The sequence below is a fragment of the Geobacter pickeringii genome (assembly GCF_000817955.1).
Taxonomy (GTDB): Bacteria; Desulfobacterota; Desulfuromonadia; order Geobacterales; family Geobacteraceae; genus Geobacter; species Geobacter pickeringii.
The window spans coordinates 1,132,135-1,156,655 of the sequence record NZ_CP009788.1; the positions used below are offsets into that span (position 1 = coordinate 1,132,135).

The 24,521-nt window shown below is 61.3% G+C and carries 24 protein-coding genes; 16 read left to right on the forward strand and 8 right to left on the reverse strand.

Going from position 1 to position 24,521, the window contains the following annotated elements; all coding sequences use genetic code 11:
- Positions 1-9: 9 nt before the first annotated feature.
- The 3 genes from GPICK_RS05135 to GPICK_RS05145 form a co-directional block, all read right to left on the reverse strand.
- Complete coding sequence (locus GPICK_RS05135) at positions 10-318, reverse strand: DUF485 domain-containing protein (protein ID WP_039741052.1); 309 nt, start codon at positions 316-318, stop codon at positions 10-12.
- Positions 319-455: 137 nt separating this feature from the next.
- The gene (locus GPICK_RS05140) at positions 456-1,226 is read right to left on the reverse strand and encodes an IclR family transcriptional regulator (protein ID WP_039741053.1); all 771 of its coding nucleotides are present in this window, start codon (positions 1,224-1,226) and stop codon (positions 456-458) included.
- A 314-nt stretch (positions 1,227-1,540) separates the two neighbouring features.
- Positions 1,541-1,906: a hypothetical protein gene (locus GPICK_RS05145; RefSeq protein ID WP_039741055.1), complete on the reverse strand. Its 366-nt coding sequence runs from the start codon at positions 1,904-1,906 to the stop codon at positions 1,541-1,543.
- A 151-nt stretch (positions 1,907-2,057) separates the two neighbouring features.
- Between GPICK_RS05145 and GPICK_RS05150 the strand changes: the two genes are divergently transcribed.
- From GPICK_RS05150 to lpxC, 11 genes are all read left to right on the forward strand, one after another.
- Complete coding sequence (locus tag GPICK_RS05150) at positions 2,058-2,801, forward strand: YebC/PmpR family DNA-binding transcriptional regulator (RefSeq protein WP_039741057.1); 744 nt, start codon at positions 2,058-2,060, stop codon at positions 2,799-2,801.
- Between the two features lie 127 nt (positions 2,802-2,928).
- Complete coding sequence (gene ruvC / locus GPICK_RS05155; RefSeq protein WP_039741059.1) at positions 2,929-3,447, forward strand: crossover junction endodeoxyribonuclease RuvC; 519 nt, start codon at positions 2,929-2,931, stop codon at positions 3,445-3,447.
- Positions 3,444-4,046, forward strand: a complete 603-nt coding sequence (gene ruvA, locus GPICK_RS05160) for a Holliday junction branch migration protein RuvA (protein WP_039741061.1) — start codon at positions 3,444-3,446, stop codon at positions 4,044-4,046. The genes ruvC and ruvA overlap by 4 nt, the downstream gene beginning before the upstream one ends.
- A gap of 82 nt (positions 4,047-4,128) precedes the next feature.
- A complete protein-coding gene (gene ruvB / locus GPICK_RS05165; RefSeq protein WP_039741062.1) occupies positions 4,129-5,145 on the forward strand; it encodes a Holliday junction branch migration DNA helicase RuvB in 1,017 nt (338 codons plus the stop codon).
- Positions 5,146-5,156: 11 nt separating this feature from the next.
- Positions 5,157-5,891, forward strand: coding sequence for a DnaA/Hda family protein (locus GPICK_RS05170; RefSeq protein WP_039741064.1), 735 nt, complete (start codon positions 5,157-5,159; stop codon positions 5,889-5,891).
- A gap of 306 nt (positions 5,892-6,197) precedes the next feature.
- Positions 6,198-6,890 (forward strand): PEP-CTERM sorting domain-containing protein, encoded by a 693-nt coding sequence (locus tag GPICK_RS05175; RefSeq protein ID WP_039741065.1) that lies wholly within the window; start codon positions 6,198-6,200, stop codon positions 6,888-6,890.
- Between the two features lie 171 nt (positions 6,891-7,061).
- Positions 7,062-7,604: an epoxyqueuosine reductase QueH gene (locus tag GPICK_RS05180; RefSeq protein WP_039741067.1), complete on the forward strand. Its 543-nt coding sequence runs from the start codon at positions 7,062-7,064 to the stop codon at positions 7,602-7,604.
- Entirely contained in the window at positions 7,604-7,816 is a 213-nt protein-coding gene (locus tag GPICK_RS05185; protein ID WP_039741069.1) for a DUF2905 domain-containing protein, read from the forward strand. The genes GPICK_RS05180 and GPICK_RS05185 overlap by 1 nt, the downstream gene beginning before the upstream one ends.
- Positions 7,817-7,904: 88 nt before the next feature.
- Positions 7,905-8,222, forward strand: a complete 318-nt coding sequence (locus GPICK_RS05190; protein ID WP_039741071.1) for a phasin family protein — start codon at positions 7,905-7,907, stop codon at positions 8,220-8,222.
- Positions 8,216-9,901: a 2-polyprenylphenol 6-hydroxylase gene (gene ubiB, locus GPICK_RS05195; protein ID WP_039741073.1), complete on the forward strand. Its 1,686-nt coding sequence runs from the start codon at positions 8,216-8,218 to the stop codon at positions 9,899-9,901. The genes GPICK_RS05190 and ubiB overlap by 7 nt, the downstream gene beginning before the upstream one ends.
- A 192-nt stretch (positions 9,902-10,093) precedes the next feature.
- Entirely contained in the window at positions 10,094-11,014 is a 921-nt protein-coding gene (lpxC, locus tag GPICK_RS05200; RefSeq protein ID WP_039741075.1) for a UDP-3-O-acyl-N-acetylglucosamine deacetylase, read from the forward strand.
- A gap of 80 nt (positions 11,015-11,094) precedes the next feature.
- Here lpxC and GPICK_RS05205 read toward each other — a convergent pair whose 3' ends face one another.
- Positions 11,095-12,201 (reverse strand): DUF362 domain-containing protein, encoded by a 1,107-nt coding sequence (locus GPICK_RS05205; protein WP_039741077.1) that lies wholly within the window; start codon positions 12,199-12,201, stop codon positions 11,095-11,097.
- A gap of 171 nt (positions 12,202-12,372) precedes the next feature.
- On the opposite strand from GPICK_RS05205, the gene GPICK_RS05210 reads away from it, so the two are divergent.
- Together GPICK_RS05210 and GPICK_RS17770 are read left to right on the forward strand one after the other, a co-directional pair.
- A complete protein-coding gene (locus GPICK_RS05210; protein WP_039741079.1) occupies positions 12,373-13,110 on the forward strand; it encodes a response regulator in 738 nt (245 codons plus the stop codon).
- Positions 13,111-13,434: 324 nt separating this feature from the next.
- On the forward strand, positions 13,435-14,094 hold the full coding sequence (locus GPICK_RS17770; protein WP_084201346.1) for a PEP-CTERM sorting domain-containing protein: 660 nt from the start codon (positions 13,435-13,437) through the stop codon (positions 14,092-14,094).
- 116 nt (positions 14,095-14,210) lie between these two features.
- Here the strand turns inward: GPICK_RS17770 and GPICK_RS05220 are convergent, their stop codons facing one another.
- From GPICK_RS05220 to GPICK_RS05230, 3 genes are all read right to left on the reverse strand, one after another.
- On the reverse strand, positions 14,211-17,021 hold the full coding sequence (locus GPICK_RS05220; protein WP_039741083.1) for a GPMC system transcriptional regulator: 2,811 nt from the start codon (positions 17,019-17,021) through the stop codon (positions 14,211-14,213).
- 82 nt (positions 17,022-17,103) lie between these two features.
- On the reverse strand, positions 17,104-18,948 hold the full coding sequence (locus GPICK_RS05225) for a TIGR04442 family protein (protein WP_039741085.1): 1,845 nt from the start codon (positions 18,946-18,948) through the stop codon (positions 17,104-17,106).
- A 66-nt stretch (positions 18,949-19,014) separates the two neighbouring features.
- Positions 19,015-19,770, reverse strand: a complete 756-nt coding sequence (locus GPICK_RS05230) for a GPMC system MBL fold metallohydrolase (protein ID WP_039741086.1) — start codon at positions 19,768-19,770, stop codon at positions 19,015-19,017.
- A 125-nt stretch (positions 19,771-19,895) separates the two neighbouring features.
- Here GPICK_RS05230 and GPICK_RS05235 point away from each other — a divergent pair, with 125 nt between their 5' ends.
- Together GPICK_RS05235 and GPICK_RS05240 are read left to right on the forward strand one after the other, a co-directional pair.
- On the forward strand, positions 19,896-20,915 hold the full coding sequence (locus GPICK_RS05235; protein ID WP_039741088.1) for a GPMC system family 4 glycosyltransferase: 1,020 nt from the start codon (positions 19,896-19,898) through the stop codon (positions 20,913-20,915).
- 111 nt (positions 20,916-21,026) lie between these two features.
- A complete protein-coding gene (locus tag GPICK_RS05240) occupies positions 21,027-21,371 on the forward strand; it encodes a YajD family HNH nuclease (protein WP_039741090.1) in 345 nt (114 codons plus the stop codon).
- A 62-nt stretch (positions 21,372-21,433) separates the two neighbouring features.
- On the opposite strand, the gene GPICK_RS05245 is transcribed toward GPICK_RS05240, so the two are convergent.
- Positions 21,434-21,823: a response regulator gene (locus tag GPICK_RS05245; protein WP_052263302.1), complete on the reverse strand. Its 390-nt coding sequence runs from the start codon at positions 21,821-21,823 to the stop codon at positions 21,434-21,436.
- A gap of 201 nt (positions 21,824-22,024) precedes the next feature.
- On the opposite strand from GPICK_RS05245, the gene GPICK_RS16580 reads away from it, so the two are divergent.
- Positions 22,025-24,439: a PAS domain-containing hybrid sensor histidine kinase/response regulator gene (locus GPICK_RS16580; RefSeq protein WP_052263303.1), complete on the forward strand. Its 2,415-nt coding sequence runs from the start codon at positions 22,025-22,027 to the stop codon at positions 24,437-24,439.
- The last annotated feature ends 82 nt before the right edge of the window (positions 24,440-24,521 follow it).

Below are 24,521 nucleotides of genomic sequence, written 5' to 3' on the forward strand. Positions count from 1 at the left end.
CCTCCTCCCTTACCTGAGTTCATCCACCAACTCACGGGTGAGCCGGTCGAAGTCTTTGTTGGCCACATGGGCGTAGTACATGGCGATCCCCCAGGAGACGAAGAACTGGGAGAGGGCGAAGAGATACCCGAAGTTGATGTTGCCAATGATCTTGATCTTGAAGAGCCCCGGAGCGTAGGCCGCCCCGATGGGGAGGAGGAAGTAGAAGACGGTCGAGAACACCCACCAGCCGATAAGGAAGGTCGTTTTTTTGCGGTGGAGCTCGACGAACTTGGGATTCTTGGCGATTGCCGCCCAGTCGTACTGTTTGTCTGCCATGGTTTGTTACTCCTTTCTCCAATGAATCTCATCGCGCTGAGCGGCGTCCCGCTCGCTACCATTGTCGATGTCCAGCCTTCTCTTCCCGTGCACCCCTCCTTTCGATGATTTTGTGTCCCTGCAATTCCTTGCGATACCTACAGCTTGGCGTAGCCGAACTTGAGGGAAAGTGTCTCCGCGCCCTCCTTGAGGGAGGGGATGAGCTCGCCTTCGAGGCGGGAGGTTATCATCCGGAATGATGGCCCGAGCACGGTGAGTGCTCCGATCACCTTGCCGGCATAATCTCTCACCGCCACGGCGACGCTGACGATCCCGTCGCCGAGGCCGTCAACGTCGACGGCGAAGCCGCGCTCCCGGACGTTGGTCAGTTCGGACTGGAATCGGACGGGGTCGGGTATGCCGTTATTCTTGCCGCGTTTCTTGAGGAGTTTTTCGAGAAGATCCACCGATTCAAGGGCCTTGATGGCCTTGCCGGCGGCATTGGTGAAGAAGGGGAAGCGCTTGCCGACGAGGGGGGCGGTCTTGATCGCCTGCTCGCAGTCGACCATGTCGAGGAAGAGGACCTCTTCTCCCTTGAGGACCGCAATGTATACTGCTTCGTCGTGTCGGCGCGCCAGTTTTTCCATGACGGGGTGGGCGTGACGGATGAGGCTGGTGCTGTTGAGGAGTCGTTGGGCCAGCTCTACCGACGAGATGCCGAGGCGGTAGATGCCGGTGGTGTCGTCCCGCTCGACCAGCCCCTTGCTTTCGAGGGTTGCCAGGAGGCGGAACGCTTTGTTTCGGGAGAGTTCCAGTCGTTCGGCGAGGTACGGAAGGGTAGCGTGGCGGCTCTCTTCCGTGAGCGCCTCAAGGATGTCCAGCGCCTTTTCTACCGTTTGAACCGCGTATGAACTCTTTTCCCTGTTCATGATGTCCCTTCTTGATCGAGAGGGATGATGACGTTTTATAAACGTTGTTATATTTTGAAATAATTTTTAACACCATGTTTTATAGTCGTCAAGCAATAAAAATAATAAAAAATCGTGACACGTATATTTTCCAATCAAAACAGTATGTTGGGTGACGCGTGTCGATGATGTGTTTGTTGTTGTACTGTCGTGATAAAATGTAAAACGTGGTTTATTGATGCGGCGGGTTCAGTTCGAGTGGTGTGCCGAAGGGGAAGGTTTAAAGGCGCAGGTTTCCCGGAAGCGGTTGTTCCGGAAGAGGAGGGGAGGTGCGATCAGCGAAACTTGATCGCAACCCCCTTTGCCTTGATCTCGGTTACGGGGAAGAAGAGGTAGGAGCTTTTCTCGCCGCGGATCTCGGGGAGGATGACGGCATCGGCGCCGAGTTTGGCCGCTTCGGTCTCCAGGGCCTCGTTGGCCCAGTCGTCCGCCTCGTTGCGGAGATCGTCGATGGCACCGAAGCGTTCGCGGGTTACCTCAACGGTGCCGAGCTTGACATAGGGGCGGAAAATTTCGTCCTGGGCCAGGATTGGCGGGAGCTCCCGTCCGTTGGTGGCTGAGGGGGGCACCGTGGCGCATGCTGCCGCACCCATGACAAGAAGCGGGAGGCTCAGACGGGAAATGCGGACGAACAGGGACATGACGGATCACCTCGCTGGCAGGAAATGGGGTGGTGCCGAAACTGCATTTCGCCTATTTTTGCACGAACTTTCGCCCTTTACAACCAAGATTTTCCCGTGGTAGTATCTGCCGGTTTCAGGCCCCACACCGTTTTCAGGAGGAGCAGCACGAATGTCGGGACATAATAAATGGAGTACCATCAAGCATAAGAAGGGCGCCGCCGACGCCAAGCGGGGAAAGATCTTCACCAAGATCATCAAGGAGATCACCGTGGCAGCCAAGCTCGGCGGTGGCGATCCGAACGGCAATCCGCGTCTGCGCTCCGCCGTGGACAAGGCCAAGGCCGAGAACATGCCCAAGGACAATATCGAACGGGCCATCAAGAAGGGGACCGGCGAACTGGAGGGGGTGAACTACGAGGAGATCGTCTACGAGGGGTACGGCCCCGGCGGCGTGGCGGTCCTCGTGGAGTGCATGACCGACAACCGCAACCGTACCGTGGGCGAGGTCCGCAGCATCTTCACCAAGTGCAACGGCAACATGGGGGAGACTGGTTGCGTTTCCTGGATGTTCGACAAGAAGGGGCTGATCGTCTTCGGCAAGGCGGTTGACTTCGATACGCTCTTCGAAACGGCGCTGGAGGCCGGGGCCGAGGATGTGTCCGACGAGGAAGAGCAGTACGAGGTCCTCACCGACCCATCAAGCTTCATAGAGGTCCGCACCGCGCTCGAAAATGCCGACTTCAAGTACGAGTCTGCCGAGATCACCATGATCCCCCAGACGATGGTGAAGCTCGACGGCAAGAACGCCGAGAACATGCTGAAGCTGATGGACCGCATGGAAGACAATGATGACGTCCAGAACGTCTACGCAAACTTCGACATCTCGGTGGAGGAGATGGAAAAGCTCATGTAGATGAGGCGAAAGGGAGGTCTCCCTTTCCGTCAGCCCGCGGAAACGAGCGCGGAAGTGAAAGCCCGGACTTTCCTTCCGCGCTTTTTTCGATGTGTTCCCCATCCCCTCTGTGGCAGAATGGTTTCCCATGAGAGTCCTCGGCATCGACCCCGGTTCGCGCATCACCGGCTACGGCATCATCGAGAAGATCGGCAACCGCTTCACCCATGTGGACAACGGCGCCATTTTCACCGACAGCCATGACGAATTCGCCATCCGCCTCCAGAAGATCTACCGGGGGCTGACGGCAGTCGTCGAAGAATACCGCCCCGACGCCATGGCGGTGGAACAGGTCTTCCTCGCCCGCAACGCCCAGAGCGCCCTGAAGCTGGGGCAGGCGCGGGGGGCTGCCATCGTCGCCGGGGTGAATGCCGGCCTCCCCGTTGCCGAGTATACCGCCATGCAGGTGAAACAGGCGGTGGTCGGGTACGGCCATGCCGGCAAGGACCAGGTACAGCAGATGGTGAAGGCGCTCTTGGGGCTCCCCGAGATTGCCCAGGCCGATGCCTCCGACGCCCTCGCCGTGGCCATCTGCCATGCCAATTCGGCGCTGCTCAGGACCATGACCGGCACCCTGCTGCAGAGCAACGTCAGGAGAAGACGATGATAGCACTCCTCAGCGGAAAACTCGCCCTCAAGGCACCGGACCATCTCATAATCGATGTCCGGGGGGTGGGATACCGGGTGCAGGTCCCCTTTTCCACCTATTTCGATCTTCCCGGCGAGGGGGCGGAGGTGACTCTCCATATCCACACCCACGTCAAGGAAGATGCAATTCACCTCTACGGTTTCCGGACCCCCCTCGAAAAGCAGTTCTTCCAGCTCCTGCTCACCGTGTCGGGCATCGGGCCGAAGCTTGCCCGCGACATCCTCTCCAACGTTCAGGCCGAAGAGCTGGCCGGCGCCCTCATGAACGGTGACCAGAACCGCCTTTCCGCCATTCCGGGGATCGGCAAGAAGAGTGCCGAGCGGCTCATCCTCGAACTGAGGGAGAAGGTGCGCAAGCTCGGCCTGGAACCGGCGCAGGCCCAGACGGCACCTTCAGTTCCTGCCGCCGCGGGGATTGTCGATGACGTCATCTCAGCACTCGTGAACCTCGGCTACAAGGAGGCAGTGGTGGCGAAGGTCATGGGGGAGCTGGACATCCCGGCGGAAACCCCGATGGAGACCGTACTCAAGCTGGCCCTCAAGAGGCTCATGCGCTGATTCTTCCGGCCTTCGCCTTCCTTGACCTTTCGCCCCAACTGGTATACCGTGGGGCAACTTTTCCGGAGCGGTATTTCCCGTCATGACCAGACTCATTTCACCTGAACCGACCGATGAGGAACTCCTCGCCGAGAGTTCCCTGCGCCCCCGCGCCCTTGACGATTACGTCGGGCAGGAGAAGGCCAAGGGAAACCTGCGGGTCTTCATCGACGCGGCCCGCAAACGCGGCGAGGCCCTGGACCACGTCCTGCTCTACGGTCCCCCCGGACTCGGCAAGACGACGCTTGCCAACATCATCGCCTGCGAGATGGGGGTGAACATCAAATCCACCTCCGGCCCGGTCATCGAGCGGCCGGGGGACCTGGCGGCGATCCTCACCAACCTGGAACCCCACGACGTTCTCTTCATCGACGAGATCCACCGCCTCTCCCACGTGGTGGAGGAGATCCTCTACCCGGCCATGGAGGATTTCCAGCTCGACATCATCATCGGCCAGGGACCGAGCGCCCGGACCATCAAGCTCGACCTTCCCACGTTCACCCTTGTGGGGGCCACCACTCGGGCGGGCCTCCTTTCCTCGCCGCTGCGCGACCGGTTCGGGGTCATCTCGCGGCTCGAATTCTATACCGACGCCGAGCTCGGCACGATCATCAGCCGCTCGGCCCGCATCATGAACATCGGCATCGAGCCTGAAGGGGCGGCGGAGCTCGCCCGTCGCAGCCGTGGGACGCCGCGCATCGCCAACCGCCTCCTGCGCCGCGTCCGCGACTTCGCCCAGGTGCGGGCCGATGGAGTCATCACCTCCGCGGTGGTGGACGATGCCCTGGCGCTGCTGGAGATCGACCGGATGGGATTCGATCTGATGGACCGGACCATCATGCTGACGATCATCGACAAGTTCGGAGGCGGCCCCGTGGGGCTCGACACCATCGCCGCCGCCATCGGCGAAGAGCGCGACACCATCGAGGATGTCTACGAGCCGTTCCTCATCCAGCACGGTTTCATCAACCGCACCCCCCGGGGGCGGGTGGCCACGAAGGCCGCCTATGAGCATTTCGGCCGCGTGGCGCCGCAATCTCCCCAGGACACCCTCTTCTAGAGCTGTATTCCATGCAACTGGTATTCGATTTTCCCGTCCACGAAAAGTACCGCTTCGACAACTTCGTCGTCTGCTCCGGCAATGCCACCGCGCTGCAGTTTGCCCACCGGCTCGTCGATCCGGGGGGGACCGAGAACCTCCTCTACCTCCACGGACCGTCCGGCTCCGGCAAGACCCACCTTCTGATGGCCGTCGGCTCGGCCTGCAGTACGCGGGGGGGGCTCGCCACCGTGCCATGCATCTCCTTCAAGGATGTGGACGAGATCTACGGCGGCGAGTATCCGGCCGAGGAGGTGTCGCTGCTGGCGGAGCGGTTTCGTAATGCCCCGGCTCTGCTGGTGGACGACCTGCACCTGATACCTGACCAGCAGAGCGTCCGGATCGAGCTCTGGCAGCTTTTCAACGATTTCTACCAGGCCGGCCGCCCCATCGTCGTAACCGGCCTCTACTCCCCCAAGGAACTTCCCCATCTGGACGGTCACCTGATCTCCCGGCTCCTCTGGGGGCTCGTGGCGCGGGTCGACATCTCCGACGAGGACTCCCGGCGCCTGATCATGAAAAAGCTCGCCGAGGACCGGCAGATAATCCTCCCGGCCGATGTCATCGACTATCTCCTCTTCCACGTCCGCCGCGACGTCCCCTCCCTCATCGAGGCGTTGGAAGAGATCAAGCGCTTCGCCTTTTCCACCAAGCGGAAGATCTCGGTGCGTCTGGCGCGCGAGGCGCTGGCGCTTCGAATTCCGTAGCGCCAGCCACTAAATTCCCTTTACGCTGAGTTGTCGGCATTCGTGTCGGATTATCTGACAAATGGCAGACCCGCTACCACGGCTCTTTTGTTGCCGTGTATCCCCCGGGCCGGCGCCTGATTTTGCGGATTGTGTCGATAAAAATTACATATTTATTTATGCCCTGATAAAAATTGTAATTATTACGGTGTGTTGCCTCGTGGCATTTAAGTTGCTTGAACTGTGTACAAGTTGGCAGGGTCAGAGAAGTACCGGTATAGCAATAAACTCTGCGGAAGCCGCACAGGTAGTGAAAGGAGGTAAGTCATGAAGACGCGCATCATGCTCTGCATCTCTCTCGTTGTTGCGATGTTGTTGGCGGTATCTGCCGTTCCGGGTTTTGCGACGGTCATCAGCTACGATCTGAATCTTGTCTACGACGGGGTCACTCCGTCGGGCTCCGCTCCATGGCTGCGGGCGACCTTCGACGATCTCGGAACTCCCGGCACCGTTACCCTCAAGCTGGAGAATCTCCTCAAGTCGCAGACCGAATTCGTTGCCGGTGCCAATGTGAAGAAACCCTCAAGATCCCAGGAAGGATGGGCGTTCAACTTCAATCCTTCCAAAAACCTGTCTGATCTTGACATCGCGTTCCAGTCCGGCAGCAACGCTGCAGATGTTGTGGTATGGGGAAGCGACAAGTTCAAGGCTGGCGGGGGCGGACTGTTCGATATCCTGTTCGCGTGGGATCAGAAACCGGGAAGCCGCTTCAAGGGTGGACAGGACGCGATCTACACGATCACCGGAATTAGCGATCTGGTGGCGGGTGATTTCAACTTCCTGAGCACGGTTAAGAATGCCCAGGCATTTCACACGGCGGCCCATGTCCAAGGTATTAAGTGCGGGAGCGGCTGGATAGCCGATACACCGAGCAACACCCCGGTTCCCGAGCCGGCGACTCTGTTACTCGTGGGGACCGGTTTGCTGGGCGCAGGGCTTTGGAGAAGGGTACGCAGGTAAGTCGTCGATAGCGGCGCGTTATACGAGAGAGATCGAGAGGGGGGCAGCGGTGCTGTCTCCCTTTTTTTCTGGAAATTCTCCCTGCGTCGGTCCTCCATGAAATCCGGGGTTGAGTCCCGTTGGGCCAGTAGGGTAAGATGGGCGAAAACACAACGTACCGGTGACATGACGATGAAGCTTCTGCTCCATATCTGCTGCGCCCCGTGCGCCATCTACCCCGTCGGTCAGTTGCGTGACCAGGGAAAGGCGGTGACGGGATTCTGGTTCAACCACAACATCCACCCCTATCTGGAGTACCGGCGGCGCCTCGATACCGTCCGGGAATATGCCGCCGGGGTCGGACTCGATATCGTGTACCGCGACGAATACCGGCTGGAGGAGTTTCTGGGCGCCGTGGCCCAGGATCCGGCCCAGCGCTGTCTTTACTGTTATTTCTCCCGCCTGGACGCCGTGGCGGCCGCTGCGGCGGAACTCGGCTACGGGGCGTTTTCTTCCACCCTCCTCTACAGCCGCTACCAGCGGCACGACGACATCATAGCCTGCGCCGAGCGGGCGGCGGCGCGCCACGGCGTGGCGTTCCATTACGACGACTACCGTCGCGGCTGGCAGGAGGGAATCCGCATCTCCAGGGAGATGGGGCTCTATCGCCAGCAGTACTGCGGCTGCATCTACAGCGAGAAGGACCGCTACCACCCCCGGGGGGAGAAGCGCTGATGCACGGTTTCGGCAGATCCCTCATCGCCATGGGGCTTGTCATCGCCCTGATCGGCGTCGTGCTCACCTTCGCCGGCAAGATCCCCTGGCTCGGGCGGCTTCCCGGCGACATCTACATCAGGCGCAGCAACTTCACCTTCTACTTCCCCCTTGCCACCAGTATCATCGTTTCGGTGCTCCTCTCGTTCATCCTTTGGCTGCTCAGGAAATAAGCGGCACCCGCCAGCGAGCGCTTGTCTTTCGGCCATTCCCTGCTATTTTTATGACGATGCATATTCCCACTCCCCGGAGGAAATCCCCATGATCGAACTCATTGAAAAGGCGGTCCTGACCGGCCTCGGCGTCATGTCCCTCTCCCAGAAGAAGGCCGAGGAGCTTCTGACGGATCTCAAGGAAAAGTACAAGGTGGGCGAGGACGAGGGAAAGGTCTTCCTCGACAAGCTTCAGAAGATGGCTGCCGAGACGAAAGAGCGGGTCGCCGAGATGGCTGACGTGGAAGTGAAGCGGGCCATCGACCGTTTCGGCCTCGTCCCCCGCGAGGAGTACGATCGCCTCGCCAGGAGGGTGGAGGCTCTGGAGGCAAAGCTGAACATCACCGACCCGGGATGCGAATGCTGAGCTTCATCCAGCTCAACCGCAACATCCGGAGTCTGCGGCGCTACCGCCAGATCGTTCGGGTCCTTTTCAAATACGGTTTCGATCACGCCCTGGAAATGATGGGGCTCTCTCAGTTCGTTGCCCGGTGGCGCAAACTCGTCCGTCGCTCCGAGCCGGAGATCGCGCTTCTCTCGCCGGCCGAGCGGCTGCGGCTTGCGCTGGAGGAGCTGGGGCCGACCTTCGTTAAGCTCGGCCAGATTCTCTCCACCCGCCCCGATGTCATCCCCCGGCATTTCATCCTGGAGTTCGCCAAGCTGCAGGACCAGGTTCCCTCGTTTCCTTTCGAGGCGGTGCTGGAGCAGATCCGCGCCGAACTGAAGCGCGAACCGGAAGAGTGCTTCTCGTTCATCGATCCCGAACCTCTCGCCGCCGCTTCCATCGCCCAGGTCCATCGGGCACGGCTCCTCTCCGGCGAGGAGGTGGTGGTCAAGGTCCGGCGCCCCGGCGTGGTGGAGTTCGTGGAGACCGACATCGACGCCATGATGGGGATCGCCACCCTGGCCGAGCGGCACCTCCCCCAGAGCGAAATCTATGACCCCGTGGGGCTCGTAAAGGAGTTCGCCCGCACCATCAGGCGCGAGATGGATTTCGCCCGGGAGGGGCATACCATCGAGAAGTTCGCCGAGAACTTCACCGGCGACCCCACCCTCCACTTCCCGAGGGTTCACTGGGACCAGACCGCCCGCGGCGTCCTGGCCATGGAGTACATCAACGGGATCAAGGTCTCGGACACCGCGGCCCTGGATGCCGCGGGGCTCGACCGGCGGCTCATCGCCCGACGTGGCGCCGATGCCTTCCTGAAGATGGTACTCACCCACGGCTTCTTCCACGGCGACCCCCATCCGGGGAACGTCCTGATCCTCCCCGACAACGTCATCTGCCTCCTCGACTACGGGATGGTGGGACGCCTCGATGCCCAGCTCAAGGGGTACCTGACCGACATTCTCCTGGCAATCGTCCAGCGGGATGTGGACGAGGTGATCTCGCTGCTTCTCTACTCGGGGGAGATCACCGATTCCCTCGACACCCGGGCGCTGCGGCGCGACCTCTCGGCCTTCATCGACAGCTACTACGAGCTTCCCCTTCACGAGATCGAAGTGGGGCGGATGCTCCGCGAGTTTCTGGAGATCATCACCACCTACCGTATCAAGTTCCAGCCCGATCTCATGCTCCTCTCCAAGGCGCTGGTGGCCATCGAAGGAATGGGGCGGGAGCTGGATCCCTGCTTCGACATGGTGGAGCACCTGCGACCGTTCATGAAAAAGGCGGTCAAGGACCGGGTCTCTCCCCGCCAGGTCATGCGGGAGATGGGCTCCCATTTCCTTTCCTACGTGACGCTCGCCCGCAACCTGCCGCGGGATCTCAAGGAGTTCCTCAACCGGATCAACCGCAACAAGTTCAAGATCGACCTGGAACACCGGGGACTCGACCGCGCGCTCCGGGACTTCGACAAATCCATCAACCGTCTCTCCTCCAGTCTCATCATCGCCGCCCTCATCGTCGGTTCCTCCATCGTCATGCAGACCGACAAGGGACCGAAGCTGATGGGGTTCCCCGTGTTTGCCTTCCTCGGCTACACCATCGCCGGCTTCATCGGACTCTGGTGGGTGGTGGCCATCATTCGCTCCGGTCGACTCTGATTATTGTTGCATTTCTGCAACATAAGTCGTGGTCGCTGTGCCACACCGCCATCTCTCAGATGGGAGACGTTAGGGTGTCGCTCTCTCTCAATGTGTTGAATATACAGTGATAAATTCATAAGTCATCGTTTGGCCCGTTCTTTGCTCATGGGTATGATAATACGTATGCTGACAATGCCCAAGGAGCCAGCCATGGCCATGCAGAAAACAGTCAAGAACAAGATCACTCTCGCCGGCATCGGAGTCCACTCGGGGCGGGAGGCTACCATTACCCTGCGCCCGGCCGAAGCCGGGACCGGTATCATCTTCCACCGGGTCGACCTTGTGCCGCCGGTTTCCATCGAGGCGGTGGCTGCCAACGTGGTCAACACCCGGCTTAATACCACCATCGGCAAGAACGGCGCTGTCGTCTCCACCGTCGAGCACCTGATGGCGGCCCTGCGCTGCTTCGGCGTCGACAATGCCCACATCGACATCGACGGTCCGGAGGTTCCGATCATGGACGGGAGCGCTGCTCCCTTCGTCGAGGCGGTCCGTTCCGCCGGGGTGAAGACCCTTGCCCGGCCGAAGAAGTACCTGGTCGTGAAGAAACCGGTCACCGTCACAGAAGGTGAGAAAAAGGTCACCATCATCCCGTCCCGTTTCTTCAAGGTCTCTTTCGCCATGCAGTTCAGCCATCCGGCGGTGGCGAGCCAGTTCCGGAGCATGACCCTTGCCGAGGATGAGTTCGCCGCAGAGTTCGCACCGGCGCGCACTTTCGGCTTCCTTGCCGAGGTCGAGACCCTCAAGGCCAACGGCCTTGCCCGCGGGGGTTCCCTGGATAACGCCGTGGTCATCGGCGACGAGGGGGTCCTGAACCCCGAAGGTCTGCGCTTCAACGACGAATTCGTTCGCCACAAGATCCTCGACACCGTGGGCGACCTCTCCCTTGCCGGCTGCCCGATCCTCGGCCATGTGAAGGCCATCCGGAGCGGCCACGACATGAACCACAAGCTCGTCAGGGAACTCCTTGCCCGCACCGACTGCTGGAAGCTCGTGGAACTCGTGGAGCGGACGGAGAATGACGTTGCACTGCCGATTGCCGTGCACGATCTGGCCTGGTCCAAGGCGTAAGGTGTCTTCTGCCGGAAACGAAAAAAGCAGCCCCTGTCAGGAGGCTGCTTTTTTCGTTTCCGGTGTGGTTCAGGGCGCTCTCAGACCCTCACCAGCTCATACTCCCGCGTCCCCATGCCGATCTTCTCGGCGTGCTCCAGCTGCACCTCCCAGTCGATGTCCGGATGAACGCCGCGGAACTTGTCGCCTCCCGGCTCATGGCCGCTTTCCAGGGCCGTGTTCTGGTTTCCCTGGGCGTTGTTGACCAGATCGGCGCACGCCTGGTCCAGGGCCACCGGGTCGGTGGAGGCGCAGATGCCGATGTCGTTCACGATGGGGGCGTCGGCATGACCGTAGCAGTCGCAGGCTGGCGAGACCTGGGTGATGAAGTTGAGGAAGAGGGTCTTCCGCTCCTTGCCGGCAACCGCCCCCTTGGCGAACTCGGCCATCTTTTTCATGACCAGATCGGCTGCTTCGTTCCACTGAATCTGGACCGCTTTGGTGGGGCAGACGGTGATGCAGCGGCTGCAGCCGGCGCAGGCCGTCGGGTCGATCTGGGCTTTCCCTTCAATGATGGCGATGGCGTCGTGGGCGCAGGCCTTCAGGCAGAGGCCGCAGGCGGTGCAGTACTTTTCCGCAACCTTCGGAGCCACGGTGGAGTGCTGGGTCATCTTTCCCTCGCGGCTGGAGCATCCCATCCCGAGGTTCTTGAGCGTCCCTCCGAAGCCGGTGAGCTCGTGGCATTTGAAATGGGAGAGCGCCACCAGGGCATCGGCCTCCGCCACTTCACTCCCGATGGGGACCTGTTTCAGGATCTCGCCGTTCACCTCAACCATGGTCGCCGCGTTTCCCCGCAGCCCGTCGCACATGATGAGAGGGGCGCCGACCACCGCGTAGGCGAACCCGTTCTCGATGGCGCAGGAGAGAGCCGAGACCGCTTCCTTCCGCTCGCCAGGGTAGAGGGTGGACGAGTCGGTGAGAAAGGGCCTGCCGCCACACCCCTTGATCTCATCCACCGCCCGGCGGACGAAGATGGGACGGATGAAGGTGTGGTTTCCCCGTTCGCCGAAATGTACCTTGACCGCCACCAGGTCCCCCGCTGCGATCCGTTCCTTCACTCCCGCAAGCAGCATGAGCTTCGAGATCTTGGCGAAGAGGTTTTCCTTGTGACCTGCGCGCATGTCGGCGAAGTAAACGGTGCTTGGCATAATGGGTTCCTCCCGTGAACGTCGTTCCTGTGTTCGGGTGACGCTAGCACAAGAAACGCATATTTTCAACGAGACTGCTCTTTCCCCCTTGCAGAGAGGACAAAATTTGCTACTTTATTCATTAAGAAAAGGCATTCAAATTCATTGTTTGGTGCACATGCAGGAGATGCCATGAGCGATACGGAGCGACAACCTGAAATCTGGCTGATGGGGTTGGGGTGCGAGGAAGAGCGTTCGGCCACGGTGCGTGCCTATCTGCAGCATGCGGGATACCGCGTGGTCTGCCGTGCTATTGCCGAATTCGGAGATGTGAAGCCCCTTGGCGCAGTGCTCGACGTATCCCCCTTTGCCAATGACGGATGGGGGATTCTCCTCGATCTCAAGGGGAACCCCGCAACCCGCGACGTCCCGGTGCTGCCGGTCTACCTCAGCCAGGAAGGAAAGGTCGGCGGGATTTTTCCGGTCGCCGGCTTTTTCACCCTTCCCATCGACCCCGACTACCTGATGAAGAAATTGACGGTCCTTGGCCTGACCGATGATGTCGATACCTGGGACCTCCAGGTAATGGTGGTCTCCAAGCGGGGCGAGGAAAACGTTGCCAAGGCGATCACTTCCCTCGGTTTCGAGGTGGTGAACGCCTACACCGGCAAGGAGGCCGTGGCGCTTGCCACCACGGGCCGCCCCTACCTGGTCTTCTGTTCCGTGATGCTTCCAGATATGTCGGCCTTCGAACTGATGGAGCGATTCCGGCTCTTCCCCCAGGTCCGCAATGTCCCCTTCTTTGTCATGGTGAAGGATGCCATGAAGGATGGCGAGCGGATTGCCTTGAGCCGCCAGGTGGAACACCTGGTGAGGAAAAAGGAGATTTCCCGGGACGAGTTTGTGGCGTACCTGCGGCGACGGGGGTGATTGAAGGAGAGGCGTGCTGATGTCAAGCGCCCCGTGCCGACCGGCACGGGGCGCTTTTGCGTTCTGTTGTAAAATATTTCGACAACAAGCGCCTTGTTGTCAAGTTATGCATGAGAGAGACGGTAACATCTTTTAATATCGATGGTTTTTTATGGGTTGTCCGGTGTGGAAGAGGTGGACACATTGGGAAAAAGTTTACACAATCACCATGCACTGTTTTGGTGATATTTGTAAATGTCACACAAAAACATATGGTTATGCGTTGGCATTAAAGCTGCTTTATCTTGGCAGTGAAGCTTTAATCGGGGTGAGGAGGGAACGGAAATGAAAAAGACTTTAATGACATTACTGATGGCGGTCGCGGTGGCGACCTGTTTGATCCCTTCCCAGGGGAACGCGCTGATCGTCACCTTCAGCGACCGTCCCACCTGGGAAGCGGTGGTCGGGAACTTTGCGGATGTCGATCTAGCAGGTCAGGTCGCGAATAGGGCAACGCTCTCGGCGGGGAGTCCGATCTCGCTTCCGGGGCCTCCGGCGGGGAGAACTCTCTCCTTTGACAAGGCCCTGGAGGGGCGCCAGGTTCCCACCAGCTGGGCGACCTGGTCCGGCGGCGAAACTCCGCGGATCCTCTATACCAACGGGGCGAAATCCGTCACGGGAACCTTCGCCGGTCCGGTGTACGGTTTCGGTCTCGAGATGGAGCCGGAGCCGTTTAATATCTTCCTCATGATGCTCCGTACGGACGGCACCGCCCTCTACCAGAAGGTCAGCGGCATCGGCGGGGCGAAATTCTTCGGCATCGATTCGGACGTGGCGATCTCTTCCGTCCTGCTTTCTTCTAAAGTTGACTTCTCCTTCGGCCGGATGGTGGTCGACGTGACGCCGAACGCGGCCCCCGTTCCGGAACCGGGGACGGTTGTGCTTCTCGGCGTCGGCCTCCTCGGATTGGCAGGGTACGGCTACGCACGGAAGAGAAATAGCTAAACGACAAATACAAATTTGTTTGAGAAGAAAAATGCCCCGGATCGATAGGTTCCGGGGCATTTTTCGTGTCCGGCAGCCGTGGGCTGTCCCTGTTCAGGTGGCGGCTCGGAGGCCCATCAAATCCTCACCGTCTTGTAGAGAAAATTCTTGAACTTGTAGAACCGCTTCCGTTCTTCGTCGTTTCCTTCCACCTCGCCGTTGACCGCCTTCAGGTGCCGGGCCACCTGGGGCATGCTTCCTCCTGCCACGGCCTTGCTCCGCTCGATGACGAGCCGCACCGCGTCCCGCGGGATGGCGCTCCGGGAGTATGGTTCGTAGACCGCCTCCCAGAAGTTTTCTCCCCCTTCGATCTTGCGGATGATTTCCGTGGCGAGCCGTTCGTTCAACTCTTCGGCGGCGTTGGCTGCCGGCAGTTCCCGCATGCCGGCGGCGAGGGCGCGACGGATGTCGTCGGCGGTCAGTACTTTCCCGGTGCGGAAAAAGAGCGCCCGCAGCAGGATGCTGCGGAGTTCCCGGATATTCCCCTGGTAGTGATGGTTCATCAGGAGCCGTTTTGCGTCGACCGTCAGGGTCGGGGCATCCTCCTTCGGCTCTTCGCCCCGGTAGGTGCGGAAAAGCTTGCCGAGGAAGTGGGTGGCGAGGTCCGGAATGTCCTCCCGCCGCTCGTTCAGGGACGGCACCCGCATCGAGAGCTCCGAGAGGCGGTGATAGAGGTCTTCCCGGAAGTTTCCCTTCCGGATCTCCTCCATCAGGTCCCGGTTGGTGGCGGCCACCAGCAGCACCCGGCTGTAGCGCTCCTGGTTGTCGCCGAGGCGCACGAATCCGCCGTTGTCGAGAAAGCGCAGCAGCTGCACCTGGGTCTTGGGATCGGCATCGCCGATCTCGTCCAGAAAGACGATCCCTCCCGCCGCCTCTTCGAGAATCCCTTTGCGGTCGTTGTAGGCGCCGGTGAAGGCCCCCTTCTTGTGGCCGAACAGCTCGGAATAGGTCAGCTCTCCGCTGTAGGCGGCGATGTTGGTCTTTTTTACCGGGAGCTGGCCGTTGGGGTTCAGCTTCTCCCGGTACATCTCGTTCAGCTTGTTGTAGAGGTTGTTGAAGAAGAATTCCTTGCCGGCTCCGGTCTGGCCGAGGACGAGGATCGAGGGGAGGCCGATGGTCGCCTCCTGCAGGACGTTCTTGCTCCAGAGGGTGATCCGGTTGAAGAGGGGGCCGGAGACGGTCTCGATGAAGTCGACGATCTCCTGGGCCTTGCGGCTGTTGCCGATGATGTTGCCGAGCCGGTAGGAGGAGACCTGCGGGTCCTTGTAGGCGACATCGGATTTCAGCCGCGTCACCTCGCTCTGGAGCCGCTCGATGCGCTGCAGGTCAGAGATGTGCCGCGCCGTGAGCCGGTCGACGATCTGGAGGATCCGTGTGTGTTCCTCGGTGAAATAGGCGGGTTTGAGGGAATTGAGGCAGATGACGGCGATCACCTCGTCGTCGCAGATGATCGGCACGGCGATCTCGCTCCTGATCAGTTCGTGCATCGAGCGGTGGAATCCCTCTCCCTGCTGCTCTTCGTCCACCTGGGCGATGCTCCGCGGCTGCTTCGCCCAGGCGACAAAGCCGGTGAGGCTCCGCTCTTCGGGGGGGAGTTCGTGGCCGCCGACCCGGAAGGGAGGGATGTACTTCTTGAGCCACTCCTTGTTCTTCGCCCCGACGATGGTGCCGTTCTCGTCTTCCACCACGAGCCACTTTTCCCCGTCCCGCTCCTGCACGATGGCGATGCTCCCCGTGTCGGCGCCGATCAGTTCGGTCGCCTTCGACAGAACCTTGGTGAGGAAGGGGGAAAGCTCCTCGTTCCGCTCCTGGAGCAGTTCGGTAATCTCGGCCAGGACCCGGATTTCCAGGTGTTCGCCGCCGATTTCGTTCATCACCCGCTCGGCCATCTCGGCGTGGGTCTGCAGCAATCCCATCTCGAAGTCGGAGAAGCGGTAGAGCTCGCGGGTGAAGTAGTTTACGAGGCAGATCAGCCGGCGGCTCGACGGGTCGTAGCGGGGGACCATGTAGAGGGAGCGCAGCGCCATCTCCTCGATGATGGCGCGCTTCTGGAGCGACTGTTCGGTGAGATCGGGGATGAAGAGGGGGCGCAGGAAGCGCTCGTCGGTTATGACCGCGCTGCCGTCAATGTAGCGGGAAACGAGGGACTTTCCCGGTTGCAGGTCGATCTTTCCCTCGGCTTCGTAGCGCCCCTTGATCCGGGGATCCTCCGAGTGGCTTGCCAGGACGGCGAGGTGGGCGGTGCCGTCGGCTGCGGTGACCGGCACCAGTACGGAGGCGAGGATCAGCTTGTCGATGAGCCGCACCGCCGACTGGACCATGAAGGAGGCGGCCTCGCGCTTCTTGTATTCCTCGACCCGTCGGGCGAGGAGGAGCTGCTGGTGGTAGATGCGGGCAAAGTCGAGCCGGTCGGCCACGGAGGTGACGAATTCGCCGAGAAGCGCCTTGTCTTTTCCCGTGAGCAATTCCCCGGTCTGGAAGCGGTCGATGCAGACCACGCCGATCGATTTCCCCTGGCTGACGATGGGGAGGAGGTAGGAGGTGCCGATGGCGAACCGCTCGGCAAAGCCTTTGTCGAAGGTGCTCCCCCGGCCCGGATCGTGGCGGAGGTCGGTGGCGTACTGGGCGACGAAGACGCTGGAGACCGTCACCTCCCGGGAGATGATCGGGAAGCTCACTCCCCGGATCTCCTCCGCCAGGGGGCCCGAGGCGTACACGCAGGCAAGCACCCCGCGGGTCAGGTCTTCCAGGTAGATCCTGACGCGGTCCTGCCCGGTGACGAGGCGGACACCCTCCGCCAGCGCATGGAGCATCTCTTCCAGGTTTTCCTTGCCATAGCCGGCAATCCGCTCGGCATACGCGGCAAGGTGGGTCTGCGGGGTTTCCATGGGAACCTCTAAGTGTAGAAAATATACTCAGAGGCAGTGTAGGTGATGGGGGGAAGGGAAGTCAAGGGGGACGAGGGGGTGATCAGCTGAGTCCCTTGCGGATCTGGTAGAGCTGTTCCATGTCGAGTTCGTTCAGCTCGAAGTATTCGCGCTCCAGTTCCTCGACGTAGAACCGGTCGAGGCCGGAGTTCTCCAGGAAGTCCTCCCGCAGGGCGATGTCGCGGTCGGCGACGATGCGGGGGAGGAGGCTGTGGAGATAGATGGCTTCTTTCTTGATGGTGAGAATCGTCTCGGCGAAGATCCGCTCCGGAATCTCGTCGCTGATAACCTTGCGGTTGCGCAGGTCTTCGCTCACCTCGCGATGCAGGGTCTCCTGGTCGGCCCTGGTGGCATACTTGGAGTAGAAGTTTCTGATCCGGTCGCGGACGCATTCCAGAAGGGTGATGGCGAGGCGCTCCTCCCGGTCGGTGGCATGCAGCCGCTCCAGGAGATCCGAGACGGCGAGCCGGTTCTCCTTGACGAGGCGCAGTCCGCTCACCAGGGTCGTCACCTTCTGTCTCCCGTATTTCCCCAGGTACTTGTTGTCCAGCAGATCTGCGATGAAGATCTCCCCGAAGAGCCCCGGCCGCAGCTCTTCGAAGGCCTCCCGGTTGCCGAGAAGGCTCCGCAGCATCTCTTCCGTGATCCGCACGTTCTCCATGAAGGCCAGCTGGTTTACCACCTGGGACGTGGCGTCGTAGCGGTCGAAGTAGGTGATGATCCGGGAGAATCCCTCCAGCAGCGAAATGTCGGCTCCGTCGCGGATCTTTTCGTCGCATGCCTTGCTGGCTTCGAGGAGGATTTCCTCGAAGGTGTGGTCGCGGTTCTCGGCGGCCCGCTTCTTGGCGAAAAGGAGCTTGACGGCATCCTCGTTGTCGATGGCGCTCTCGATCTCCCGTTCCCCCAGGAAGAGTCCCTCCAGCACCTGCCGGGTCTCGGCAATGTAGTCCTGCTCTTCGGGGCCCACGAGCTTCTTGTCTTCCTTGAGCACCTCGTCGAGGGCGTAGAAGAGGGCACCGGGAATCTTGTTGCGGACCGACAGCGTCTTGAGTCGCGTGAGCCGGGCGTTTTCCAGGCTGGTGATCTCCCTCCTGCGCTGGCAGTCGATCAAAATGTTCTTGTACTCGTCCACGATGCGCCGGTTGGCCTGGTGCTTGTACATGACGTCGATGCGGATCCGCTCCTGCTGATAGCGGTCGATGTCGTGACGGGCGGCGATCCCGGTCAGAATAGCGAAGTCGTGGTCGGCAATCTTCTTGTTCTTGAAGTAAAGGTGGCGGAAGGCTTCGTAATACTCCCGGTGAGGGGTGTTGATCAACTTGAAGAGGAAAAAGAGGGCCTTCGGGTCGTCAAGGAGCCCGAGTACCTCGGCGATCAGGGCGTTTTCGTTCTGGTTCCCCACTGCCGGCGAGCGCTTGAGGGCCTTGCCGATGGTCCGGACAAGGGCTTCCTGCTGGTGGGGGAGGGAGCCGGGGAGGCGCGTCGACGAGAGGAAGAAGAAGTAGTTTACTACCGCGTTCCCCTCGAAGAATATTTTCTCGAAGCCAAGCTCTCCGCCAGTTCGCTCGCTGAAGAGGAGGGGGCCGCTCTCTTCTCCGGCGTGGGCGCCGTAGACGATGAGCCGGTTGATGACCTCGGCCTTGGCGAGATCGGCCAGCGGCTGGTCGACGCCGAACATGTATTCGCAGAAGGAGCCGCCGTTGCCCGCGTGGCGGATCCCCTCCCGGCTGATGACGAACTCGTTCCCCGGTGAGAAGAAGCGGAGCTCTCCATCAGCTCCGTCAGCGGCATTGAAGAAATAGCGCTGGTGGGCATCTTCCCCCGCCACGATGGCGTAGTACTCGAAGCGGTCGAAGATCTGGCCGTGGAGACGGATATCTTTGTACATGGGGCCCCGTGCGTAAACGCAATTTTGTCACTTATAGCGGCAACGTCCCGCTTTTTCAAGAGGTCACTACACGACCAGATCCATTCCGTCGTATGCCAGCTCCACCCCGACCGGAAGTCGTGCTCCGTCGGCGTGGGAAACCTCGTGGGTGAGGTGGGTGATGATTGACCGCTTCGGCCGCAGCCGCCCTATCACGTTGAGGGCTCCGTCGATGTTGAAGTGGTTTTCGTGGGGGGTGTAGCGGAGTCCGTCGATGATGAGGAGTTCGAGCCCCTCCAGCAGTGCGAGGGACGATTCGGGGATGCGGCTGCAGTCGGTGAGGTAGGCGGCAGCGCCGATCCGGTATCCCGTGGCGTGCATGGTCCCGTGGTAGAGGTGGATCGGCATGATTCTCCGGCCGAAGAGCGAGAATGGCTCATGGACCACGTGGGGGTCGAGGAGCGGCGCATAGCCCGCCGCTTCCTGTCCCCGGAAGATGTAGGAGAAGCTCCGCTGCACCGCCTTCATGGTTTCGCCGCTACCGTAGCACGGAACGACGCGCCGGTGGATGAAGTGAAAGCCGCGCAGGTCGTCAATGCCGTTGATGTGATCGGCATGGGGGTGGGTGAGGAGGACGGCATCGATATGGGGAATGTGGTGCCGGAGCGCCTGGCGCCGCAGGTCGGGGGAGGTGTCGATCAGGATGTATTTCCCCTCCGTTTCGACCAGAAGGGAGGCCCGGGTCCGCTTGTCGCGCGGGTCGGTGGACGAGCAGACGGGGCAGTGGCAGCCGACCATCGGGATGCCGGTGGAGGTGCCGCTGCCGAGGATGGTGATCTTCATGGTGATTCCCCTTGAAATATCGGCAAAAATAGCATGGGCGGAAGCGGTCGCGCAAGGTCTTTGTCCTTGCGTTGGGCAGGCGCTCCGCGTTAGTATCAACGGCTCGAAAGGAGAGCCCCGGGCCGATGAACGCCGCTCTGATCACCCCCTACTACCATCCCCCCGTCCGGGGCAATGCGGTCACCGTCGACCGGATCGCCCGCCACCTTGCCGACGTCGGCTGCACGGCGCAGGTCCTTGCCCTCGATGTCATGCTGGCCGAAGAGATGGCGCGGGAGCTGCGCCGCACGCAGCCGGACATCATCCACGCCTTCCACGCCTACCACGGGGGGCGGGTGGCGCGGGAGAGCGCTCGGGCCGCCGGCGTTCCGTTTGTGGTCACCCTTACCGGCTCCGATGTCTATGAGGCTCTGGAGGATGGACGCCGTGGCGAGACGCTCGACGTGCTTCGCGATGCAGCCGCCATCGTCGCCTTCCACAAGTGCGTCCGATGCCGCCTCGCGGACCACCACCCCCCTTTGGCCGACAAAACCCATGTCATTCCCCAGGGGGTGGAGCTGCCGGGGGAAGAATTCTCGTGGGGAGGGGAGCGCCTTGATGGGGAAGAGCTCGTGTTTTTCCTTCCGGCGGGAATCCGTCCGGTAAAAAATGTCATGTTTTCCCTCCCCCCCCTGAGGGATCTCCACCGGGAGACGCCGGCGGTCAGGCTCCTCGTGGCCGGACCGATCCTCGATGGTACCTACGGCAGCCGGGTGCTGGCGGAGATCGGGCACACCCCCTTCGCCCGCTATCTCGGCGAGGTCTCCCACAACTCCATCGGTGCCCTGTATCGGCGGGCCGATGTGGTGCTCAACACCTCCCAGTTCGAGGGGGGAATGGCCAACAGCGTCCTGGAGGCGATGGCCTTCGGCAAGCCGGTCCTCGCGTCGTTCATCGACGGCAACATGTCGGTGGTCAAGGAGGGGAAAACGGGGCTTCTCTACCGCGGTGAGGCCGAATTTCTCGAAAAGGCGCGGCTGCTGGCCCGGGACGAGTCTCTGCGGCGACACCTCGGCGCCAACGGCCAGCAGGTCGTTCGCGAGCAGTACGCCCCCCACCGGGAGGCGGTGGCGTACGAAGCCCTGTATCGGGCGGTTCTGAAATAAGGATTGGGAGACGCCGCTGGCTTTTTTGACCCTGTACACGGCCCGGTCGGTGCTGGCGAACTTTGCGGAGCAGGGGGGGGTGGCGAGGCACTCGGCGGGGGAGGAGCTCTAATGGGGATGTCATTCAGGCCCCGGCGGCCGGGAAAGCCGACGGAAAAGTCCCAGGCCGAACTGGACGAGATGGTGCGCCGCATGAAGGGGGAGCAAACGGCACCGGCCAACTACCGGGAGCAGTCCCTCAAGATCCACGGCTGGATCTGTGCCAAATGCGGGCGGGAGTTCGAGCTCCACAATCTGCACCTGCTGACGGTGCACCACCGGGACGGCAACCACGATTTCAACCCCCCCGACGGGAGCAACTGGGAAAACCTCTGTGTCTACTGCCACGAGGACGAGCACAGCCGCTCCCTCCTCGGCGACTACCTGCAGGGGGAAAACGGGCGCAAGAACAGATAGGGTGGGGCTCCGGAACGGCTCCGCGGCAGGGGATGAGTCGCCGGATCGAGGGAGGTATGAATTTATTCCGCCATCGGGCGCATGGCGGGAACGAACGACGCGAGCAGTTCCTCGTACGTCACCGGCTTGGAAATGGCGCCGGTAAAACCGAAGCGCTGATAGTCGGTCATGCAGGGATCGTCAGGGTAGCCGCTCGATACGAAGGCCCGGGCCGTCGGGTCCAGCTCCCGCAGCCGCGCGACGAGTTCCTTGCCGCCGATGCTGCCGGGGATGTTCAGATCCATGATGACGGCGTCGAAGGGATGGCCGTCGGCAAGTTCCCGCCGGTAGGCCTCAAGGGCCTGCGCGGCGTCGGACATGCAGGTGACGTCGAAGTCGAGGCGTTTGAGGGCATATTCCACAAGAAAAAGGACATCATCGTCGTCGTCGACAACCAGAACAGTCTGTTTCACCAGCGTGTGAACTCCGTCTCGGCTCCCATCGCCCGGTGACGGGCGGAGAAGCGGATGAATTTGTTGCGGACCGAAAAAATAACTGCAACGGATGCCCAATGTTCCCGATGAGTGTATCATATTTGTTCGGCGTTCCAAAGTGCTGCCGCAATCGCGCGGGCACGATGCCGTTGCCCCCGCCAGTGAAAATTGCGAGGACCTATGCAGAAACTCCCTGATGGTGAGAACACGGAAAAGAAGAGCCCGCACGGTTTCGGCACGGGTGCGTTTCCGAGCTGTTACCCGGAGCTGCAGGAGCGGCTGCGGGAACTTGAGGAGACCAAGGCCTCCCTCGCCGTGGCCAACCGGGAACTCTACGAGAGCAGGGAGTTGCTCAACTCCATCATCGAGTCGATCCCAACCCCGATTTTTTTCAAAAATTCCGCAGGGGCCTACGAGAACTGCAACCGGGCGTTCAGCGACTTTCTCGGCATCCCGAAGGAGCGGATCATCGGCGCGACGGTCCACGACATAGCTCCTCCCGAGCTTGCCGAGATCTACCACCGGGCGGACCTGGAGCTGATGGCGGAGCGCGGCACCCAGGTCTATGAGGCCAAGGTCCGCTACGCCGACGGCCTGCTCCACGAGGTGATCTTCTACAAGTCCGTCATCCTGCAGAACGGCGGTACGCTCCGGGGTCTCGTGGGGGTGATGCTCGACATCACCGATCGGATCCGCGCCGAGGATGCCCTGCGGGAGAGCGAGCGGCAACTCCGGGTCATCTTCGAGACCTCCCAGGCGGGAATTATCATCGTCGGCGCCGATGGCACCATCACGTTTGCCAACCGGAAAATGGCGGAAATGTTCGGCTGCCCCTTCGAGGAGCTGGTCGGCAGCCGCTATCACGACCGGCTTCATTCCGCCGAGCGGGAGGTCGGCGATTGCCGGATGAGGCGGCTCATCGCCGGCGAGATTGATCATGTCGCCACCGAACGGCATTACCTTCGGGCCGACGGGAGCGATTTCTGGGGGTACCTCTCCGGCAAGAGGCTCGAGAATCCCGATGGCTCCCTCCATGCGCTGGTCGGGATCATTGCGGACGTCACCGAACTGAAGGAAGCCCAGCGTGCCCTGGAGCAGGAAAAGGAGCTTCTCGCGGTGACGCTCCGCTCCATCGGCGACGGGGTCATTTCGGTCGACACGGCGGGGCGGGTGGTGCTGCTCAACGCGGTTGCCGAGCAGTTGTGCGGTTGGAAGCAGGAGGAAGCGGCCGGCCGCCCCCTGAGTGAGGTCTTCCCGATCATCAACGAAAAGAGCCGTGAGTCGTTGGTGAACCCGGTGGACGAGGTCCTCAGGACCGGCCGGGTGGTGGAGCTGGCAAACCACACGGTGCTCATCGGCCGCGACGGCACCGAGCGGGTCATCGCCGATTCCGCCGCCCCGATCTGCGACCGCTCGGGGGCAATTCTCGGCGTGGTGCTCGTCTTCCGGGACATGACGGAGAAGAAGGAGGCCGAAGAGGAGCTCTTCCGGGCGCGCAAACTCGAATCCCTCGGGGTTCTCGCCGGGGGAATCGCCCATGATTTCAACAATATGCTAACCGGCATCCTCGGTAACATATCCCTGGCCCGAATGATCGTCACGTCAGACCATGAGGCCCACCCCCTCCTCGAACGGGCCCAAAAGGCCTCGGAACGGGCCCGCGACCTGACCCAGCAATTGCTTACCTTCTCCCGAGGAGGGGCGCCGGTAAAGAAGGTGACGTCACTGGCGCAACTGATCAGGGAGTCGGCCAGCTTTGCGCTCCGGGGCTCCAATGTCCGCTGCACGTTTTCCATCTCCGACGATCTCTGGCTGGTGGATGCCGATGTCGGCCAGTTCAGCCAGGTTATCAACAATCTGGTGCTCAATGCCGACCAGGCCATGCCGGACGGCGGCGTCGTCGCCATCACGGCGGAAAACGTCGACAGGACGGCCGAAGCGGGGAGAAAGGTCAGGATTTCCTTCGAGGACACGGGAGTCGGCATCCCGGAGAAGTATCTCCCGCGGATTTTCGATCCCTATTTCTCCACCAAGCAGCAGGGGAGTGGCCTCGGGCTCGCCACGGTCTACTCAATCGTCAGGAACCACGATGGCGTGATTCGGGTCGATTCCCAGCCGGGGCGGGGAACCCTCTTCGTCGTTGAGCTCCCCGCCGTGGAGAAATCGACCCCGTCGGAGAAACCGGCACCGGCCGGTCGAACGCCTGATGCGGGGCGCATACTGGTGATGGACGACGACGACTTTATCCTCGACATGGTCGAAGTTGCCCTGAAGCTTCTCGGCTACGAGGCGGTCACCTGTCGCGATGGTGTCGAGGCGGTGCGGCTTTATCGGCAGGAGCTGGAGAAGGGGGCGCCGTTCGCTGCCGTCATCATGGACCTGACGATCCCCGGCGGGATGGGGGGAAAAGAGGCGGTGGCCAAGGTGCGGGAACTGGCCCCCGCCGCGAAGGTGATCGTTTCGAGCGGCTATTCGAGCGATCCGATCATGGCGCGCTATGCCGACTACGGCTTCAGCGGCGCCGTCAGCAAACCCTATAACGTCGAGCAGCTGGGACGGGCGCTGCGGGAGGTTCTCGGCACTGCCGGGGAGTAGCCGCCCGGACTGTCGCACGCAAAAAAGCCCCGACCGGCAACGGTCGGGGCTTTTTCGGTCATGCTCAGGGAGGAGCCGGTGG

Bases quoted from the DNA above. Each gene is read 5' to 3' on its own strand.
- ruvA (WP_039741061.1), top strand. From the start codon at position 3,444: ATGATAGCACTCCTCAGCGGAAAACTCGCCCTCAAGGCACCGGACCAT.
- GPICK_RS05210 (WP_039741079.1), top strand. From the start codon at position 12,373: ATGAGCGATACGGAGCGACAACCTGAAATCTGGCTGATGGGGTTGGGG.
- GPICK_RS17770 (WP_084201346.1), top strand. From the start codon at position 13,435: ATGAAAAAGACTTTAATGACATTACTGATGGCGGTCGCGGTGGCGACC.
- GPICK_RS05140 (WP_039741053.1), bottom strand. From the start codon at position 1,226: ATGAACAGGGAAAAGAGTTCATACGCGGTTCAAACGGTAGAAAAGGCG.
- GPICK_RS05190 (WP_039741071.1), top strand. From the start codon at position 7,905: ATGATCGAACTCATTGAAAAGGCGGTCCTGACCGGCCTCGGCGTCATG.
- GPICK_RS05145 (WP_039741055.1), bottom strand. From the start codon at position 1,906: ATGTCCCTGTTCGTCCGCATTTCCCGTCTGAGCCTCCCGCTTCTTGTC.
- GPICK_RS05225 (WP_039741085.1), bottom strand. From the start codon at position 18,948: ATGTACAAAGATATCCGTCTCCACGGCCAGATCTTCGACCGCTTCGAG.
- GPICK_RS05185 (WP_039741069.1), top strand. From the start codon at position 7,604: ATGCACGGTTTCGGCAGATCCCTCATCGCCATGGGGCTTGTCATCGCC.
- GPICK_RS05240 (WP_039741090.1), top strand. From the start codon at position 21,027: ATGGGGATGTCATTCAGGCCCCGGCGGCCGGGAAAGCCGACGGAAAAG.
- GPICK_RS16580 (WP_052263303.1), top strand. From the start codon at position 22,025: ATGCAGAAACTCCCTGATGGTGAGAACACGGAAAAGAAGAGCCCGCAC.
- GPICK_RS05220 (WP_039741083.1), bottom strand. From the start codon at position 17,021: ATGGAAACCCCGCAGACCCACCTTGCCGCGTATGCCGAGCGGATTGCC.
- GPICK_RS05150 (WP_039741057.1), top strand. From the start codon at position 2,058: ATGTCGGGACATAATAAATGGAGTACCATCAAGCATAAGAAGGGCGCC.
- GPICK_RS05205 (WP_039741077.1), bottom strand. From the start codon at position 12,201: ATGCCAAGCACCGTTTACTTCGCCGACATGCGCGCAGGTCACAAGGAA.
- GPICK_RS05235 (WP_039741088.1), top strand. From the start codon at position 19,896: ATGAACGCCGCTCTGATCACCCCCTACTACCATCCCCCCGTCCGGGGC.
- GPICK_RS05180 (WP_039741067.1), top strand. From the start codon at position 7,062: ATGAAGCTTCTGCTCCATATCTGCTGCGCCCCGTGCGCCATCTACCCC.
- ubiB (WP_039741073.1), top strand. From the start codon at position 8,216: ATGCTGAGCTTCATCCAGCTCAACCGCAACATCCGGAGTCTGCGGCGC.
- ruvB (WP_039741062.1), top strand. From the start codon at position 4,129: ATGACCAGACTCATTTCACCTGAACCGACCGATGAGGAACTCCTCGCC.
- lpxC (WP_039741075.1), top strand. From the start codon at position 10,094: ATGGCCATGCAGAAAACAGTCAAGAACAAGATCACTCTCGCCGGCATC.
- GPICK_RS05175 (WP_039741065.1), top strand. From the start codon at position 6,198: ATGAAGACGCGCATCATGCTCTGCATCTCTCTCGTTGTTGCGATGTTG.
- GPICK_RS05170 (WP_039741064.1), top strand. From the start codon at position 5,157: ATGCAACTGGTATTCGATTTTCCCGTCCACGAAAAGTACCGCTTCGAC.
- GPICK_RS05135 (WP_039741052.1), bottom strand. From the start codon at position 318: ATGGCAGACAAACAGTACGACTGGGCGGCAATCGCCAAGAATCCCAAG.
- GPICK_RS05230 (WP_039741086.1), bottom strand. From the start codon at position 19,770: ATGAAGATCACCATCCTCGGCAGCGGCACCTCCACCGGCATCCCGATG.
- ruvC (WP_039741059.1), top strand. From the start codon at position 2,929: ATGAGAGTCCTCGGCATCGACCCCGGTTCGCGCATCACCGGCTACGGC.